The organism is Labrenzia sp. C1B70 (assembly GCF_000475395.1).
Classification (GTDB): domain Bacteria; phylum Pseudomonadota; class Alphaproteobacteria; order Rhizobiales; family Stappiaceae; genus Roseibium; species Roseibium algicola.
Genome location: NZ_AXCE01000004.1, coordinates 173,232 through 191,100, shown reverse-complemented (window position 1 = coordinate 191,100; position 17,869 = coordinate 173,232). Strand labels below are relative to the sequence as shown.

Annotated in this window: 17 protein-coding genes; 6 read left to right on the top strand and 11 right to left on the bottom strand. The window is 57.8% G+C overall.

Features of this window, described 5'->3' with window-relative positions; all coding sequences use genetic code 11:
• Nucleotides 1–96 precede the first annotated feature (96 nt).
• The 8 genes from Q666_RS39145 to hemE all read right to left on the bottom strand — a co-directional run bounded on the left by Q666_RS39145 (nt 97) and on the right by hemE (nt 9,875).
• Nucleotides 97–921: a ParA family protein gene (locus Q666_RS39145; RefSeq protein WP_023002468.1), complete on the bottom strand. Its 825-nt coding sequence runs from the start codon at nt 919–921 to the stop codon at nt 97–99.
• 19 nt (nt 922–940) lie between these two features.
• The gene (rsmG, locus tag Q666_RS39140; RefSeq protein WP_031269986.1) at nt 941–1,582 is read right to left on the bottom strand and encodes a 16S rRNA (guanine(527)-N(7))-methyltransferase RsmG; all 642 of its coding nucleotides are present in this window, start codon (nt 1,580–1,582) and stop codon (nt 941–943) included.
• Between the two features lie 14 nt (nt 1,583–1,596).
• Nucleotides 1,597–3,483: a tRNA uridine-5-carboxymethylaminomethyl(34) synthesis enzyme MnmG gene (gene mnmG / locus Q666_RS39135; protein ID WP_023002466.1), complete on the bottom strand. Its 1,887-nt coding sequence runs from the start codon at nt 3,481–3,483 to the stop codon at nt 1,597–1,599.
• Between the two features lie 298 nt (nt 3,484–3,781).
• Nucleotides 3,782–5,131, bottom strand: coding sequence for a tRNA uridine-5-carboxymethylaminomethyl(34) synthesis GTPase MnmE (mnmE, locus tag Q666_RS39130; RefSeq protein ID WP_023002465.1), 1,350 nt, complete (start codon nt 5,129–5,131; stop codon nt 3,782–3,784).
• Between the two features lie 1,003 nt (nt 5,132–6,134).
• The gene (locus tag Q666_RS39125) at nt 6,135–6,716 is read right to left on the bottom strand and encodes a GNAT family N-acetyltransferase (protein ID WP_023002464.1); all 582 of its coding nucleotides are present in this window, start codon (nt 6,714–6,716) and stop codon (nt 6,135–6,137) included.
• Nucleotides 6,717–6,848: 132 nt separating this feature from the next.
• On the bottom strand, nt 6,849–8,114 hold the full coding sequence (gene rho, locus Q666_RS39120) for a transcription termination factor Rho (protein ID WP_023002463.1): 1,266 nt from the start codon (nt 8,112–8,114) through the stop codon (nt 6,849–6,851).
• A gap of 299 nt (nt 8,115–8,413) precedes the next feature.
• Nucleotides 8,414–8,842, bottom strand: coding sequence for a protoporphyrinogen oxidase HemJ (gene hemJ, locus Q666_RS39115; RefSeq protein WP_023002462.1), 429 nt, complete (start codon nt 8,840–8,842; stop codon nt 8,414–8,416).
• Between the two features lie 4 nt (nt 8,843–8,846).
• Nucleotides 8,847–9,875 carry a uroporphyrinogen decarboxylase gene (gene hemE, locus Q666_RS39110; protein WP_023002461.1) on the bottom strand — a complete coding sequence of 343 codons (1,029 nt, stop codon included), beginning with the start codon at nt 9,873–9,875 and terminating at the stop codon, nt 8,847–8,849.
• A 424-nt stretch (nt 9,876–10,299) separates the two neighbouring features.
• Here hemE and Q666_RS39105 point away from each other — a divergent pair, with 424 nt between their 5' ends.
• From Q666_RS39105 to dnaQ, 5 genes are all read left to right on the top strand, one after another.
• A complete protein-coding gene (locus tag Q666_RS39105) occupies nt 10,300–11,160 on the top strand; it encodes a pyruvate, water dikinase regulatory protein (RefSeq protein ID WP_081713190.1) in 861 nt (286 codons plus the stop codon).
• Between the two features lie 12 nt (nt 11,161–11,172).
• Complete coding sequence (locus Q666_RS39100) at nt 11,173–11,772, top strand: Maf-like protein (protein WP_031269981.1); 600 nt, start codon at nt 11,173–11,175, stop codon at nt 11,770–11,772.
• Nucleotides 11,769–12,617 (top strand): shikimate dehydrogenase, encoded by an 849-nt coding sequence (locus Q666_RS39095; RefSeq protein WP_023002458.1) that lies wholly within the window; start codon nt 11,769–11,771, stop codon nt 12,615–12,617. The genes Q666_RS39100 and Q666_RS39095 overlap by 4 nt, the downstream gene beginning before the upstream one ends.
• Entirely contained in the window at nt 12,614–13,201 is a 588-nt protein-coding gene (gene coaE, locus Q666_RS39090) for a dephospho-CoA kinase (RefSeq protein WP_023002457.1), read from the top strand. Before Q666_RS39095 ends, coaE begins: the two co-directional genes overlap by 4 nt.
• A gap of 288 nt (nt 13,202–13,489) precedes the next feature.
• On the top strand, nt 13,490–14,203 hold the full coding sequence (gene dnaQ / locus Q666_RS39085) for a DNA polymerase III subunit epsilon (RefSeq protein WP_023002456.1): 714 nt from the start codon (nt 13,490–13,492) through the stop codon (nt 14,201–14,203).
• Between the two features lie 33 nt (nt 14,204–14,236).
• On the opposite strand, the gene Q666_RS39080 is transcribed toward dnaQ, so the two are convergent.
• Nucleotides 14,237–15,130: an aminoglycoside phosphotransferase family protein gene (locus Q666_RS39080; protein WP_023002455.1), complete on the bottom strand. Its 894-nt coding sequence runs from the start codon at nt 15,128–15,130 to the stop codon at nt 14,237–14,239.
• Nucleotides 15,131–15,151: 21 nt separating this feature from the next.
• Entirely contained in the window at nt 15,152–16,138 is a 987-nt protein-coding gene (locus tag Q666_RS39075; protein ID WP_023002454.1) for a D-glycerate dehydrogenase, read from the bottom strand.
• 288 nt (nt 16,139–16,426) lie between these two features.
• Between Q666_RS39075 and Q666_RS39070 the strand changes: the two genes are divergently transcribed.
• Entirely contained in the window at nt 16,427–16,924 is a 498-nt protein-coding gene (locus Q666_RS39070; protein ID WP_031269978.1) for an SH3 domain-containing protein, read from the top strand.
• Between the two features lie 125 nt (nt 16,925–17,049).
• Here Q666_RS39070 and fabI read toward each other — a convergent pair whose 3' ends face one another.
• A complete protein-coding gene (fabI, locus tag Q666_RS39065; protein ID WP_023002452.1) occupies nt 17,050–17,862 on the bottom strand; it encodes an enoyl-ACP reductase FabI in 813 nt (270 codons plus the stop codon).
• Nucleotides 17,863–17,869: the final 7 nt, after the last annotated feature.

The window sequence follows — 17,869 nt, the reverse complement described above, 5'->3', positions numbered from 1 at the left end:
TTTCTTCTTATATTTCAATAGGATATAGCATGGCGACTGTGCCCCTTCGCCGCCATGCATCAAGGCTCGCCAAAACGGAGCCGAATCGATCGGGCTTTATGCCGCGACGCGTCGCAGTTCGCGCTCACGCTGGATGATTTCAGAAGCAAGCCGCAGATATGCCTGGCTGCCGGCGCATTTCAAATCGTAAAGCAGCGCCGGCTTGCCATAGGACGGAGCTTCCGAAATACGAACGTTGCGCGGAATGATCGTTTCGTAAACCGCATCACCCATGGTTTCGCGCACATCGGCGACCACCTGGCTGGAGAGATTGTTGCGGCTGTCATACATGGTCAGAACGATGCCATGGATGCTGAGTTCAGGATTAAGCGCGTTCTTGACCTGCTCAACCGTGCTGAGCAACTGGCTGAGACCTTCAAGCGCGAAGAACTCGCATTGCAGCGGCACCAGGATGGAGTGCGACGCAGACAAGGCATTGATCGTCAGCAGGTTCAGTGACGGCGGACAGTCGACCAGCACGTAGGTAAAGCCGATCTCCTGGAACAGACGCGAATGGGTCAGGTTCTCGATGGCACTGCGCAGGCGGAACGCCCGGTCACCCGTGGAGGCGATTTCCAGTTCGAGTCCCAGCAGATCCATTGTGGACGGCGCCACCCAAAGACGCTGCACAGCCGTTTCGCGAACGGCCTCTGCAAGGGAGCAGTCGCCGCTCAGAACTTCATATGTCGACAGACCACGGTCGCGATGCTCGATACCCAAACCCGTTGAAGCGTTACCCTGCGGGTCAAGGTCAATCACCAGAACTTTTTCGCCAATCGCCGCAAGCGCCGTGCCGAGGTTAATGGCGGTCGTGGTTTTGCCCACCCCGCCCTTCTGATTCGCTAGCGCGAGAACGCGCGGCATTTCGGGAAGCATGCTCATTGCTACAACACCTTCCTGGCTACTCCGGCCGGGCTGAAATATTCGAGAAAAGAAGCATCCGGCTCATTGGATCAACAAGACTGTCTTTTTCTATCATGTCGAACTGCCAACGGGCAGTAGCTTCGTTAACTTCTCGCTGAAAATCCTGACCTTTGTGGAAAACAGCCTTTGCGCCGGCTGCCGTAAACGGCTCTGAAAGCTGAAAAAGCAGATCCAGCGACGCCAAAGCGCGCGCAGAAACAGCGTCCACCTGGCCATGCTTCCAATCTTTCGCAACCGATTCGATCCGGCCAGGATGCACTGTCCCCTTGGACCCTGTCTCCCTCAAGGCCGTTCTGAGAAATGCCACCTTGCGCTGGTTGCTCTCGATCATGTGCACATGTGCGTCCGGCTCATCGGCGAGCAGGATTGCGGTCACCACACCGGGAAACCCGCCGCCGCTGCCGATATCAACCCAGGTCCTTGCTTCCGGATAACACCACTGGGTTTGCAGGCTATCCGCCACGTGACGGGTCCAGATATCCGGGATGGTCGACGGTGCAATGAGATTTTGCGCAGGCTGCCATTTCAGAACGAGGTCGACGTAGATCTGGAGTCTATCCAACGTTTCACGTGAAACATCCCCAAACTTATGCACAACCTGTCCAGAGGTATTCAACATCACTGGGCGGCCCATCAGGCAGCCCCTTTCTGGCTCTGGCGCTTCAGATGCGACAGGATCAGCGTGAGCGCGGCGGGTGTCATGCCATCCATGCGAGAAGCCTGGCCAAGAGTGGCCGGACGAATGTCGATCAGTTTCTGGCGCACTTCATTGGAAAGACCAATGATCGCTTCGTAGTCGAAACCATCCGGGATCGACAAGGCTTCATCGCGTTTCAAGGCTTCGATATCTGCCATCTGACGATCGAGGTAAACGGCATAAAGCGCATCTGTCGCAACCTGCTCAGCGATCGCCGGATCAATATCCTTCAGTTCGGGCCAGATGTCCGACAGGCCCTCGAAGGTGACATTGGGATAGGACAGCAGATCGAAAGCAGACCGGCGAATGCCATCCTGATTTACAGGCAGGCCCTTCTTCTGAGCTTCGGAAGGCGTCACGGTCAGCGTCGTCAGAAGTTCCCGCGCAATGGCGATCCTGGCCATCTTGTCTTCAAAGGCTTCTCTACGTGTGGTGGATACGCACCCAATAGCGATACCCAAAGGGGTCAGGCGCTGGTCCGCATTATCCGCCCGCAGGGACAACCGGTACTCTGCACGCGACGTGAACATCCGATAGGGTTCGGTGATGCCCCTGGTGATCAGGTCATCGATCATGACACCGATATATCCCTCGGACCGGTCAACCACGAACGGCGCCTTGCCGGCAGCCTTCAGAGCGGCGTTGAGCCCGGCCACAAGACCCTGTGCCCCAGCTTCCTCATACCCGGTCGTACCGTTGATCTGGCCGGCCAGGTAAAGACCAGAGCACCGCTTGGCTTCCAGTGTCGGACGCAGCTCGCGCGGGTCGACATGGTCATATTCGATCGCGTAACCCGGCTGCAGCACCACCACATCTTCCAGACCCGGAATGGTCTTCAGAAACGCTATCTGCGCATCTTCCGGCAACGATGTAGAAATGCCGTTCGGATAGACGGTGTGATCGTCCAGTCCTTCCGGCTCCAGGAAAATCTGGTGCCCGTCCCTGTCGCCGAAGCGAACGATCTTGTCTTCGATGGATGGACAATAGCGTGGCCCCCGCCCCTTGATCTCGCCTGAATACATAGCAGAGCGAGAAAGGTTCTCACGAATGATGCGATGTGTCTCGGGCGTCGTGCGTGTGATGTGGCACGGGATCTGAGGTGTCTCGATCCTGTCCGTCAGGGTGGAAAACGGAATCGGGTCGTCATCGCCCGGCTGCTCTTCCAGCCTGTCCCAGTGGATCGTCCGGCCGTCCAGCCGTGCGGGCGTACCTGTCTTGAGACGCCCAAGATCGAAGCCGATTTCCTCCAGTGATTCAGACAGCCCGAGTGCCGGCGCTTCGCCGGAGCGTCCCGCGGGTATCTTCTTGTCGCCGATATGAATGAGGCCCCGGAGAAATGTACCGCTCGTCAGCACGATGGCGCGGCAGTTGATCACCCGGCCATCGGCCAGTTCGATACCCGAGACAGAACGTTTTTCGCCGTCAACCGCAAACCGGATCTTGTGGGCTTCGCCTTCAACGACGCTCAGACCTTCGACAGCGGCAATCTCACGCTGCATCGCTTCCCGGTAGAGCTTGCGATCTGCCTGCGCACGCGGACCCCGCACCGCCGGTCCCTTGCGCCGGTTAAGCATGCGGAACTGGATCCCGCCCTTGTCGGCAACACGCCCCATCAATCCATCAAGCGCATCGATCTCGCGAACGAGGTGCCCCTTCCCCAGACCACCGATGGCCGGGTTACAGGACATCACACCGATTGTATCGAAGCGATGGGTGACCAGAGCAGTCGCGGCGCCAGCACGTGCCGATGCCGCCGCAGCTTCACAGCCGGCATGACCGCCACCAATCACCACCACATCGAATGTCAGGTCCAGTTCGTTCATAGTCTCTACCGCTCACGAAACCCGACAGCAGAGCCTCGGGTCCGGGTTTTTCCGGTTCGGTTTTCGGGATCTTTCTCCGGCCTAGGCCAGACTATCACAGGCCGCGCAAACCGGCACTTGTTCGCCGAGACTTATACGTGTGACGCAGCTGTAGGTCAAAGCGGAATTCAGGTCAGCAGACAGATCGTCTGGTGGCGCTGGTCATTTTGCACTTACGGCAGAGAAAATGATTCACGTGAAACATGTTCCGGTAGAGAATCGATCCGCAGTTCACCTGAGATGATTCACGTGAAACAGGTCACTTGCCGATACAGAAATCCCGGAAGATCACATCAAGCAAATCCTCGACATCGATCCTCCCGGTGATCCGCCCGAGAGCATCCGCAGCCCTGCGAAGGTCTTCCGCGCGCAATTCCGCCGGCAGGTGCACCATATCCACGGCAGCTCTCAGGCCGGACAGACAATCCTTGAGATAGTGACGGTGCCGTTCCCGGGTGGCCAGTGGTGCTTCGCCGACAGATATCGTTTCCTCGGCAAAACGGGTAAGCCGGGAAAAAAGTGGGTTCATACCTTCAGCGCTTTTGCTGGAACAAGCAATTTCCTGGATCGTTCCGGAAGAGTCTTGTTCCGGAAGAGTCTCAAGATCAGCCTTCGTTCGAACGGTCCAGACAGGCACGCTACGGCGAAGGTCTTCCGGAAGGCCGGCGATGACATCGTCCTGTTCCACCCCACCAGGCTCCACCGCCCACAGGATGAGATCCGCTCCCCGGCCCCGTTCCTCCGCCCGGCGTATGCCTTCCTTCTCAACCACACCCTCCGTCTTCCGGAGGCCGGCGGTATCGACAAGCGTCACGGGATACCCTGAAAGATCCAGATGAACCTCAATCACGTCCCGGGTCGTTCCGGCTTCTTCCGTGACGATGGCGACCTCCCGTCCTGCGATGGCGTTCAGGAGACTAGACTTGCCGGCATTGGGCGCCCCCATCAGCACCACCTGCAAGCCGGACCGTAGACGCTCGCCGCTGCGGGATTTCTCAAGATGATCTGCAATCTCACCATGGAGCTGGGTTGCTTCCGCCCAGACTTCATCGGCAACGCTGCCAGGAACATCCTCTTCATCGGCGAAATCGAAGTCTGCCTCGATCATTGCCCGCATATGGATGAGACGCTTTCTCCAGTCGTCATAGAGCTTGCCGAGGGCTCCACCCATCTGACGGACTGCCTGCTTGCGCTGGCTCTCGGTCTCTGCAGCGATGAGATCTGCCAGGCCCTCGACTTCCGTCAGATCCATGCGGCCACGATCAAAAGCGCGGCGCGTGAACTCCCCTGCCTCGGCCGGACGGCAATTGGAAAACCGGGAAAGTACGGACAGAAGGCTTGAGACCACGGCACGTCCACCATGGCATTGGAACTCGGCAACGTCCTCTCCCGTGAAGCTGGAAGGTCCTTCAAAGTAGAGTACCAGGGCCTCGTCGAGAACGTCCTTCGTTTCCGGATCCCGGAGCTTGGCAAGCATCGTCTTCCGTGGCTGTGGCACGTTGCCAGCCACCGTCTCAACGATCTCCCTGGTACCTGGACCAGACACACGGATCACCGCAACGCCCGAAGGCACAGCTCCGCTGGAGAGCGCAAAGATCGTGTCAGCCATGGTGTCATCCGGTTCGTGGTCGGGTCGTGGACCGCCTCTTTATCAACTCTCGTCACCGCGGAAAAGAACAAGCCTCGCCATTCCGCCGCCGAATCGAAGTGATCGGTGAGACGGCGATCTGTTTCACGTGAATCAATTGTCAGAAAAATACCTGTCCTGAACAGGAGCGGCTTTCCTTTCCGGCGCGGTTCTCGTCCCTCACACACAGCTTCGGCCAGAGTGTACCCAGTCTCCTTCATTTCCTGCTCCCCCTTCAAATCGGGTCCAGGACGGAAACACACTGAATGAGGGAATCGCATTTCATTTGGGGAGACTACGTCACAACCTCACAATCTGTTCGAAGGCCTAGGGTCGAGGTCTTTCACCCATGTCGTCACACGATGTAAGTGGAGGCGGTTAAGCTCCTGAACACAACAGTAGGCGATGAATTCGGAGCCGATTCAAAACAGGGGATTCACGTGAAACACCGCTTCCGGGATTTCTCCCTCGTCCTCTGGTCCAGCCACTGCAATCAGACTTGACGTCGGATTCGAATTTAAGCTTGCAGGATGTGAGAAAGAAGCCCCCCTCAAGTGACAATTCCGGCCGTCGGATCGGAGCCGATTCAACGTGACGGATTCACGTGAAACAAATTCAACCCGTGACGCCGCCCCTCTTCTGTTTCACGTGAATCTATGCGCTGGCAGTATTCGTCTTGAAGTGATCTTACCCAGCGCCGGCATCTGGCAATCGGCTTCTGTCAGACTTTTCGAGAACATTCCGTTTGAAGCGGCATCCGTCTCGAAGGTTCGGATGCAGGAAATCGCCGGGTGTATCGCACCCCATTCCAATTCGGCTCGTCGGTTCCTGCGTGGGAACATTGTCGGGAAAGGCGTCAGTCACCAAGCGATATAGACACCGGCACCATTGGGCAGCACATCTTCGTCGTCGAAATCAAGCACGTCGAAACGGATGCGATGCGGTTTTGTTTCACGTGAATCTGATCAACACACCGGACCAGAAGTCAGACTTGCTTCGGGCCGGACATCCAGTCGGACTTCGTCAGGCGATAGAGCACATGCTTTGCGATCGGATGATCTGCCGGAAGACTGGGGTGAAGAAAGTCCCCATCCCTGTCACGTGTCATGCCGATCTTTTCCATGACCCTTTGCGACGGCAGATTGTCCGGGATGGTGAAAGCCACGATCTCTTCAAGACCGATGGTTTCAAAACCGAATCGAAGCCACTCCCGCGCAGCCTCGCCTGCATAGCCCTTCCCCCAGGCAGTCCGCTTCAGGCGCCAGCCGATTTCGACACATGGCTCGAATGGCAGGGGCGCCGCATAGGACGGAACGTTCAAACCGACGAAGCCGAGAAATTCTCCCGTCTCCTTGATTTCAATCGGCGCCATGCTGAAACCGTCCTTCACCGTCTTTTCCCGGCACCGCGCAACCAGCAAGTCTGACTTCTCCCGCGTCAGCACCTCAGGGAAAAATCTCATCACCTCGGGGTCGGCACAGAGCCTGGCAAATGGGTCCAGGTCTTCATCCTTCCATGGACGAAGCAGGAGCCGGTCAGTCTCTAACAGGAACGAAGCTTCAGGCATCAGAACGGGTCCGATTCAACAAAAGGCAGGATTCACGTGAAACACGGTGGTGGGGTGTTTAATTCTTAACAAAAAGTAAAGGCGCGAACCCTCGCGGGCCGCGCCTTTGAATAGAACCCGATCCGTTTGGGATCAAGTGTTCATGCTGTCGAAGAAATCGTCGTTCGACTTGGTCTGCTTGAGCTTGTCGAGCAGGAACTCGATCGCATCCACCGTCCCCATCGGGTTGAGTATCCGGCGCAGCACGAAGGTCTTCTTGAGACGTTCGGCCGGTACCAGAAGCTCTTCCTTACGCGTACCGGAGCGCTGAATATCAATGGCCGGGTAAACACGCTTGTCGGAGATCTTGCGATCCAGGATGATTTCGGAGTTACCCGTGCCCTTGAACTCTTCGAAGATGACTTCGTCCATGCGGCTGCCGGTATCGATCAGTGCGGTCGCGATGATCGTCAGCGAGCCACCCTCTTCAATGTTACGGGCCGCACCGAAGAAGCGCTTCGGCCGCTGCAGGGCGTTGGCATCCACACCACCGGTCAGCACCTTGCCTGAAGACGGAACGACGGTGTTGTACGCACGTCCCAGACGCGTGATGGAGTCCAGCAGGATGACGACGTCCCGGCCATGTTCGGTCAGGCGCTTGGCCTTCTCGATCACCATTTCGGCAACCTGCACGTGGCGGGCGGCCGGTTCGTCGAACGTGGAGGAAACCACTTCGCCGTCGACCGTGCGCTGCATGTCGGTCACTTCTTCCGGACGTTCATCGATCAGAAGAACGATCAGATAGCATTCCGGATGATTGGTGGTGATGGACTTCGCGATGTTCTGCAGGAACACCGTTTTACCTGTGCGCGGCGGCGCGGTGATCAGCGCACGCTGGCCTTTGCCGAGGGGCGCTACCAGGTCGATTACGCGGGAGGAGAGATCCTTGATGGTCGGATCTTCGATCTCCATCCGGAAACGTTCATCCGGATAAAGCGGCGTCAGGTTGTCGAAGTGAACCTTGTGCCGGGCCTTTTCCGGATCCTCGAAATTGATGGTGTTGACTTTGAGAAGGGCAAAATACCGTTCGCCCTCTTTGGGGCTGCGGATCTGGCCTTCAACGGTGTCCCCTGTCCGCAGCGAAAAGCGGCGGATCTGCGAGGGCGAGACGTAAATGTCGTCCGGGCCCGGCAGATAGTTCGCATCCGGAGACCGGAGAAAGCCGAAGCCGTCCTGAAGGACTTCAACGACGCCTTCGCCGATAATCTCCACATCCTGAGCAGCTAGGTTCTTCAGGATGGCGAACATCAGCTCCTGCTTGCGCATGGTGCTGGCGTTTTCGACTTCAAGCTCCTCAGCAGTCTGGAGCAGCTCTGTCGGTGTTTTTTCTTTTAGGTCTTTGAGTTTCATTTCCCGCATCGAGTTGGGGTCTTTTTTTGTGTTGTTATGGATTTAGGTTTGGAAAGGTCGTTCTGCGCCGTATGGATGGGTCGGCCAGAAGATATCTGAGAGACTTTTAGGCGTGTCCAGATTGTACGGCGACTGCGGAGCGATTGAAAACGAACACTGTGCCGTATGAAGATGCGCGAAAGATACGTTGATTTGCAATAAAGCGCAAGCCCGGAATTCTGCCGGTTTTTTAGGCCACACTTAGAATTCGAAAGGTGAAAATGACGGCCGCATGTCTGCGGCTGTCTCTATTGCCTATTTTGTGCCGCTTAAAACGGTTTGACGATGACGAAGATGACGATCCCGATCATCAGGACAGTCGGAACTTCGTTGAGTATCCGGTAGTAACGCTGCGACCTTTTGTTCTCGTCGCGGGCGAATTTCTTCACACAGCTGCTGAGATGGCCGTGCACACCGGACATGATCAGGACAAACGTGAACTTGGCGTGGAACCACCCGTCCTGCCAGGCTTGAAGTTCCCAGGCGAGCCACAGGCCAAACCCCCAGGAGGCGATCATGGCCGGATTGATGATGGCCTTCAGCAGCCGCCGTTCCATGATCTTGAAGGTCTCGGACTGTTCCGATCCGATTTCCGTGGCCGCATGGTAGACGAACAGCCGCGGCAGATAGAGCATGCCGGCCATCCACGCGATGATCGAGATGACGTGGAGCGCCTTGATCCAGAGAAAGAGATCCATGCGCTTATCCCTTCCTGACCAGCTCGACCATGCGGGCAACGTTTTCCGGATCCGCGTCCGGCGTCACACCATGCCCCAGGTTGAAGACCAGTGGACCCTTGTCGAAGGTGTTCAGGATATGGGCCACGCCCTCTTCCAGCGCCTTGCCGCCAGCCACCAGCCGCATCGGATCGAGATTGCCCTGGATCGGGACCTTCTTCTGAATGTCGAGCGCAACCTGGTCCGGAGCCGTCCAGTCGAAACCGACCGCATCCACACCCGTACCTTCCACGAATGCCATCATCCGAGCCGAGGAAGCTTTCGGGAAACCGATGATCTTCGCATCCGGCCGCACGGCCCGAACACCGTCAACGATCCGGCGTGTCGGTTCGATCGACCAGCGCTTGAAACCGGCTTCATCCAGAACGCCTGCCCAGGTATCGAAAATCTGGACCGCATCCGCGCCCGCATCCAGCTGTCGGATGAGATAGCGGATCGAGGCGGTGACGAGCTGATCGACGAAACGCTGCATCAGGTCAGGATCGCGATAGGCGCCCACACGGGCGGCAACCTGGTCCTGGGTGGTGTGACCGGCAACGGAGTAGCAGGCAACCGTCCACGGAGCGCCACAGAAGCCCAGAAGCGTCGTTTCCTCTGGCAGCTCCGCACGCAGGCGGGAAACCGTCTCTATGACCGGTTTGAGATGATCCTCGGCGCGATCCTGTTCCAGACGATCCAGAAGATCAGCAGACAGCGGTTCCAGAACAGGACCACGTCCTTCTTCAAAACGAACCGGGTACCCGATGGCGTCCGGTACGACGAAAATGTCGGAAAACAGAATGCTTGCATCAAAACCATACCGGCGGATCGGCTGGAGCGTGACCTCTGTTGCAAGGTCGGGCGAATAGCAGAACTCCAGAAAGTTTGCCGCTTTCGAACGCACTTCGCGATATTCGGGAAGATAGCGTCCGGCCTGACGCATCATCCAGATGGGAGGCGGCCAGAGCTTTTCTCCGGAGAGTACCCGCATCACGGACCTGTCTTGGGATTTCATGAGGTCGCCTTTCCCACATTTCAAATCAATAAAGATTCTTATTTTGAATCTGTTTTTTCTATTTGTGCGTGGATTACCGGGATCATTTTCTATCCACAATCCATCAGCCTGATTTTCTCGGCGGGAAAAAATCCGCTACTTGTTAAGCAGATTTCCTCCCCAGGAGTCGATAACAGGATTACGAATTGAATTACAATCACTTGTCCGCTTGTTTACGTTTCGTTAAGGAATTGGGCGGCAGTGGACAATCTGTCGATATGTCACAGCGCCTTTGTGAATCCACATCCATGCACAACCGTTTCGGCATCAGTTTCCGCTCGTTTAAGCATTGTTAATAAATTCGGCTGAGCGGGCATAAACTTCGTGCTAGGCACTGGGTGGCAGACATCTTACCCAAATCATCAACAGGCCTGGGGATGACAACGTGAACAAGTCGAGACACTACTTCCATCTCCATCTCGTGTCCGACTCCACCGGCGAAACGCTGATGACAGTGGCCCGTGCGGCGACGGTTCAGTACGAGAACGTGCAGGAAATCGAGCATGTCTATCCGTTGGTGCGCTCCCAGAAGCAGCTCGACCGGGTAATCACTGAAATCGAAAAGGCACCCGGCATCGTCCTCTATACCCTGGTCGATGTGGAAATCGCCGGCCGGTTGGAACTGAAGTGCCGCGAGTTGGGTGTGCCCTTCGTCAATATCCTGGATCCGGTCTTCGCGGTCTTCCAGTCCTATCTCAATGTCACCCAAACCCACAGGGTTGGCGGACAGCATGAACTGGATGCGGAATATTTTCGCCGGATGGAAGCGCTCAACTACACCATGCTGCATGATGACGGTCAGATCTGGGACGATCTGGAATCCGCCGATATCGTGCTGATCGGCATTTCGCGCACATCCAAGACGCCAACCTGCATCTATCTGGCCAACCGGGGCATCAAGGCTGCAAACGTTCCGCTGGTCCCGGGCATTGCCCTGCCCGAACATGTGAAGAAACTCAAGCAGCCGATGATTGTCGGTCTGATCGCTTCTGCCGAACGCATTCAGCAAATCCGCCGCAACCGTGTGCTGTCATTGAATTCGGAAGGCTATAACGACACGTATGTCGACCGGAAGGAGATCTCCCAGGAGATCAACATGACCCGCAGGCTCTGCACGGAACATAGCTGGCCGCTGATTGACGTTACGCGTCGTTCTGTCGAGGAGACAGCTGCGGAGATTCTGACCCTTTTCAAGGAATTCAAATCAGGGCAGGAAGGCGGAGGAGAAACCGGGCGCGCCGGATAACCAGCAAAAGGGATGGAAATGGCACTTGTCTTGGCAAGCGGAAGCAGAATCCGCGCTGATCTTCTGAAAAACGCCGGGCTCGACGTTGAGGTCGACCCGGCCGATGTCGACGAACGTGTTGTCGAAGCCCCGCTCCTGGAAGCAGGCTTTCCTCCGGAAGACCTGGCAAGCGTTCTGGCGGAAGCCAAGGCGAATGACGTCAGTGACCGCCGCGCCGGAGATCTTGTCATCGGTGCCGATCAGATTCTGGCGTTCGAAGGTGAAAGACGCACAAAACCGGAGGACATGGAAGCTGCGCGCCGGCAACTGCTCGCCTTTTCCGGCAAGACCCACGAACTGCATTCCGCCGTGGTGATTTCAAAGGATGGCGAAGCAATCTGGCGCCACGTTTCCACGGCACGCCTGACCATGCGCGAACTGAGCCCGGCCTTCATTGGCCATTATCTGGCTGCGGCCGGTGAGGACGTGCTTTCCAGCGTCGGCGCCTATCAGCTGGAAAGTCTCGGCGTGCAGCTTTTTGAAAAGATAGATGGCGACTATTTCACCATTCTTGGCCTGCCGCTTTTGCCTCTTCTGGCAGAACTGCGCAGCCTGAAGGTGATCGAAACATGAGCGGATCCGTGAAAAAAGCGGCTATCACAGGCCATCCGGTCACACACTCCCGCTCTCCGCTGGTGCATGGATACTGGTTGAAGAAGCATGGTATCGCGGGAGAATATGGCAGGATCGATGTTCCGCCGGAAACTGCCGAGGACTTCTACCGGAATTTTGCTGACGCGGGTCTGTCCGGCGCCAATGTCACTGTTCCTAACAAGGAAGTGGCTGCCGCAGCCTGCGACTGGCTGGACGATGCGGCAAAATCCATGGGGGCTGCCAACACGATCTGGCTGGACGACAGCGGCCGGCTGTGCGGGGCCAATACGGATGGTCTCGGCTTTCTCGGCAATCTTGATCAGCTCGCCCCCGGGTGGGACGTTTCACGTGAATCTGCCGTGGTCCTGGGGGCAGGCGGAGCCGCACGTGCCGTAGTGTGGGCATTGCTTTCACGGAAATTCACAAGAGTGCATATCGTCAACCGGACATTCGAAAAAGCAAAAGCCATTGCGGATATGTTTGGTTCCGGAACAATTGCCCATGAATGGGACAACCTAGGGACAGTGCTTGAAGAAGCCGATCTTCTGGTGAACACCACTTCGCTCGGCATGGCCGGCAAGGCGCCGCTGGAAATCGATCTGTCACCCTTGCCGAAGACGGCAATCGTCACTGACGCAGTCTATGCTCCACTTGAAACCGACCTGCTGCGCAGCGCGAAGGCGCGGGGCAACCAGACTGTGGACGGCCTTGGCATGCTGCTGCATCAGGCCGTCCCGGCTTTCGAGCGCTGGTTCGGGGTTCGGCCGGAAGTGGACGACACCCTGCGCAACCTCATACTCGCAGACCTTGGAGTAACTGCGTGATCCGGATCGGCCTTACCGGCTCCATCGGCATGGGCAAATCGACAACGGCAAAAATGTTCGCCGCTGAAGGTGTTCCCGTGCACGATGCCGATGCCACGGTCCACGCGCTCTATTCGGGCCGGGCCGCACCGCTGATCGAGGCGGCGTTTCCCGGCACGGTATCAGACGGCAAGGTCGACCGTACGCTGCTCTCTCCGCATGTGCTTGGCAAGCCCGAGGCCATGAAAAAGCTCGAAGCCATCGTTCACCCCCTGGTGCGTGAGGAAGAGCAGCTCTTTCTGCAACGCGCCCGGGCGGACCACCGGCGTATCGTCATGCTGGATATTCCGCTGCTGTTTGAAACCGGCGGTGAGGCCCGTGTGGATGTCGTCGTTGTTGTCACCGCCGATGCACAGGTTCAGCGAGACCGTGTCCTCGCCCGGCCTGGCATGAGCGAAGACAGGTTCGAGGCGATCCTCGCCAAGCAGATGCATGACGCCGAAAAACGCCGCCGCGCGCATTTCCTGGTCGATACCGGCCGGGGCATGGAAGCGGCCAAGCGGCAGGTGAGAGCGATCCTGAAGGCATTGGCCGCGGCAGGGTGACGTCTCTCTGATCTCCTCTTGCACCGAAGGTCTTTTCAACTTCTCCCTCATCCTGAGGAAGGCCTGCAAGGCCCGTCTCGAAGGATGGGCGGCATACTCCGAAACCAGTGACCCATCCTTCGAGACACCCGGCAATGCCGAGCTCCTTTGAATGAAGTGTTGGACGGAACAGGCACGGGGGCACTGGGATCAAACGCCAGAACCCCAGAACACCGGGGAAAACCGCGCGCAACTCTTGCCACTCACCCTGCAAGCTGCACAGTGAATCCATAGGCAAAAGGCGGAAAAATGCGCGAGATCTCGTTCGATACGGAAACAACAGGCCTGAACCCGCGCGGAGGCGATCGGCTGGTGGAAATCGGCGGTGTTGAGTTGATCAACCACATCGCGACGGGCAATTCCTATCATGTCTACATCAACCCGCTGCGAGACATGCCGGAAGAAGCTTTCCGGGTTCATGGCCTGTCGGCGGAGTTCCTGTCCGACAAGCCCTTGTTCGAGCACGTTGCGGATGAGTTTCTGGAGTTCGTTGGCGATGCCACGCTGGTGATCCACAACGCGGCTTTCGACATGGGCTTCATCAACATGGAGCTGGAACGGGCTGGACGGCGCACAATTCCGAATACCCAGGTGCTCGATACTCTGGATCTTGCCCGCCGCAAGCACCCATCAGGGCCGAATTCGCTGGATGCGCTGTGCTCTCGCTATGGCATCGACAACTCCAAGCGCATCAAGCACGGCGCTCTTCTGGATGCGGAAATCCTGGCTGAAGTCTATCTGGAGCTTATCGGCGGCCGCCAGACGGCCCTTGGCCTGATGACGGACGAGGAAGAAACCTCTTCTGCAGGCTCCAGCTTCGAACCTGGCGAACTCGGCACCTTTAACGCCCGCCAGCGTCCCTCGCCGTTGCAGCGCCTGTTGCAGGAAAGCGAGCTTGAAGCCCACAAGGCCTTCATCGAAGGCATGGGCGACAGTGCGATCTGGTCAAAATACAACGGCTGAGGCTCGAAAGACCTCTTAAACGGATTTGGTGGATCAATTTTCCGCCAGCAACCAGCGCACTGTTTCAAAGTGCCGCTCGGCATAGCTGCTGCTGAATGCCCAGGCCATGGTCTGGCCGATGGTCCAATATCTTGCCCGCTCCCGGTCAAGCTCCAGTTCTTCCGACAGTCGGTCCAGGCGGTAACGCGCTTCGGCTTTCGAATGTCCGAACTCGAAGCTCCTGACGATCGGGCTTAGCGCAAAGGCAGGATCGCCGGCGAGAGGCTTCGGGTCGATGGCAAGCCAGGTATCTCTTTCAGAGGACAGAATGTTGTGTCCGTGCAGGTCCTGGTGAAGCAGGACCTCTTCCGCCTCTTTCTCGAGACAAAGGTCCTGCAAGGCCTTGCGCGCAGCGTCCACGAGATATTGCTCGCAAGGCTTCCCGGCAGCCATCCAGTTATGGTCGAGGCTATCCCGCCACCGTGCGGCTTCATCGTTGAGGCGGGTAAACGGATCACCGGCGGGGATCGTCAGGAGACGCAGCAATCCTGCAACAACGCCAATCCGGTCCGTTTCGGTGTCGTCGGCCAGAAACTGTCCCGGCCTGCAGCGCTCCAGCAGCAGTGCGCCGAGTTCCGGCGCATGCTTCAAAAGCCGAACGGCACCCTTGCCGTTCCAGCGCCACAGTGCCTCGGCTTCGTGGCGGCATTCGTGATCGGGAAACTGCAGTTTGAGGACAACATCCTCACCGTCGTGCCTTGCCGGAACGACGAGAGATACATTACCGCCAGAAAACGGGCTCCCAATTTCTGAAAGTCCGAAGTGTTCGCACGCGGTTTCAAGCAGCACCGGCAGCTTGTCGAGCCAGATACGGCCGGTTTCGGTCGCCCTCAGCCAGTCGAGACTGGCCGGCACGGCAACCGCGCTGCCGATGAAACGATCAGCCAAGACATGAGACTCGCAAACGGGTCAAAGCATCGACGGGAGAACACGATCCGGCGGGCGGTGCCCGTCCATGAAGGTCTTGATGTTGATGATGACCTTCTCGCCCATTTCGATACGGCCCTCGATGGTGGCCGACCCCATGTGCGGCAGCAGCAGAACGCTTTCCAGCTTGGCCAGCTTCGGATTGACCGCGGGTTCGTGCTCGAACACGTCCAGACCGGCGCCGGCAAGCTCACCGCTCTCGAGCATCCGGATCAGGGCGTTTTCGTCGATCACCTCGCCACGGGCGGTGTTCACGACGTAGGCATCCTTTTTCAGAAGCTTCAGGCGGCGGGCGGACAGAAGGTGGAACGTTCCCGGCGTGTGCGGGCAGTGGATGGAGACGACATCCATGCGCGCCAGCATCTGGTCAAGGCTGTCCCAGTAGGTTGCCTCAAGCTCTTCCTCGACACTTTCGGCAAGGCGGCGGCGGTTGTGATAGTGGATCGACATGCCGAAGGCCTTGGCACGGCGCGCAACGGCCTGGCCAATGCGGCCCATGCCGATGATACCCAGGCGTTTTCCCCAGATCCGGTGGCCAAGCATCCAGGTCGGCGACCAGCCGGCCCAGTCGCCGGCTTCCAGCGCCTTGATGCCTGTGGCAAGTCGACGCGGTACGGCCAGGATCAGCGCCATGGTCATGTCCGCGGTGTCTTCGGTCAGCACGCCCGGCGTGTTGGTGACATTGATTCCCCGGTTGTTGGCACTCACGACATCGATGTTGTCGACACCATTACCGAAGTTTGCGATGAGCTTCAGGTTTTCACCAGCCTGCGAGAGGACAGATGAGTCGATCCGGTCGGTAACGGTCGGCACCAGAACATCGGCGGTTCGCACCGCTTCCACCAGTTCCGCCTGGCTGAAGGGCCTGTCATTATCATTTAGACGCGTCTCGAAAAGCTCACGCATCCGTGTTTCGACCACGTCCGGAAGCTTCCGGGTCACCACAACGACAGGCTTCTTTTTCGCCATACCAATTGCCTTTCGCGCTTCGTTGAGGACTTGTTAACCTCAACGGTACCACTTTGACGCTGCGCGTTGCGCGAGCGGATGAGACCACCCCTTTTCCTTACCAGATGGTCCGGCAGAAACAAGGGATCGGTTTCAATCGCTGCGGATCGCCAACCGGCCAAAACGACCAAGCTGGTTTTCGCGCAAATTTTTCGGTAGAGATTTGCCTCAAATCAAAGATCAATAACAATTGGACAACCGGACAATATGGCTCGCTCGTTCCAGGCTACCCGGATCTTCCTCAATGTGATGACATTGCTGTGCGGTCTGCTCGCAACTTCGGTCGCTTCGCAGGCCCAGGGCACCACGACCGGCGCAAGCGGCCTGCCGGTGCCGAGATTTGTCAGTCTGAAGTCCGACCGGGTCAATGTGCGCATCGGGCCTTCGCGCGAACATGATATCGCGTGGACCTTCGTGCAGTCCGGTTTGCCCGTGGAAATCGTCGGTGAATTCGAGAACTGGCGCCGCATTCGCGATTGGGAAGGCAAGCAGGGCTGGGTGTTCCGCTCGCTGCTGTCCAGCCGCCGCACGGCTCTCGTCACCCCATGGGAAAAAAGCGACCGCACACCGCTGCGCTCCCGCTCCCGCTCCGACGCCGATATCGTTGCCGAACTGGATCCCTTCGTGCTGACGACGGTTTCCGAATGTGCCGGAGGCTGGTGCCGGGTCAACGGCGAGAATTATGACGGCTGGCTGGATCAGACCCGCCTGTTCGGTGTCTATCCGGACGAGCTGATCGGAGACTGACGTCCTCCTCCCTCGATTGCCTGGGTTTCCTGATCCCTCATCCTGAGGAATACGGCGCGGAATTTCTGAAACAAAAAAGGCGGCCATCCGGCCGCCTTTTGCATGTTTGGATTGTTGGACAGGCCTCAGTCGGCCTGAACTTCCTGAACCTTGAGCTCTTCCAGACGCGGCATCGACATGATGTTGTAGCCACTGTCGACAAAGTGCACTTCACCGGTCACGCCACCGGAAAGATCCGACAGGAGATAGAGGCCGGTTCCGCCGATTTCGTCCAGGGAAACGGTCCGGCAGAGCGGAGAATTGCGCTTCTGGAAGTTGAACATCAGGCGGGCATCGGAAACGCCGGATCCTGCAAGGGTCCGAACCGGGCCTGCGGAAATCGCGTTCACGCGGATGTTCTGCTCACCGTAGTCCACCGCCAGGTAACGGACGGAAGATTCCAGAGCAGCCTTGGCAACGCCCATTACGTTGTAGTTCGGCATGACCTTGGTGGAACCACCATAGGTCAGCGTCACCATGGAACCGCCATTGGTCATCAGAGCGGCAGCCCGCTTGGCGATCTCGGTGAAGGAGAAGCAGGAGATCAGCATGGTGCGGGAGAAATTCTCCCGCGTGGTATCGGCGTATTTCCCGCGCAGTTCCGTCTTGTCGGAAAAGGCGATCGCATGCACCAGGAAGTCGATGCTGCCCCACTCTTCCTTCAACGTGTCGAACACGCTGTCGACCGACGCAATGTCTTCCACGTCGCACGGCACAAGGATCTTGGAACCGACGGAATCCGCCAGCGGCTTGGTACGGCGGCCGAAAGCCTCTCCCTGATAGGTGAAGGCAAGTTCGGCACCGTGATCGGCGAGCGTCTTGGCAATACCCCAGGCAATGGAGTGGTCGTTGGCAACGCCCATGATCAGGCCGCGTTTGCCCTTCATCAGATCAGACATTCAAAAC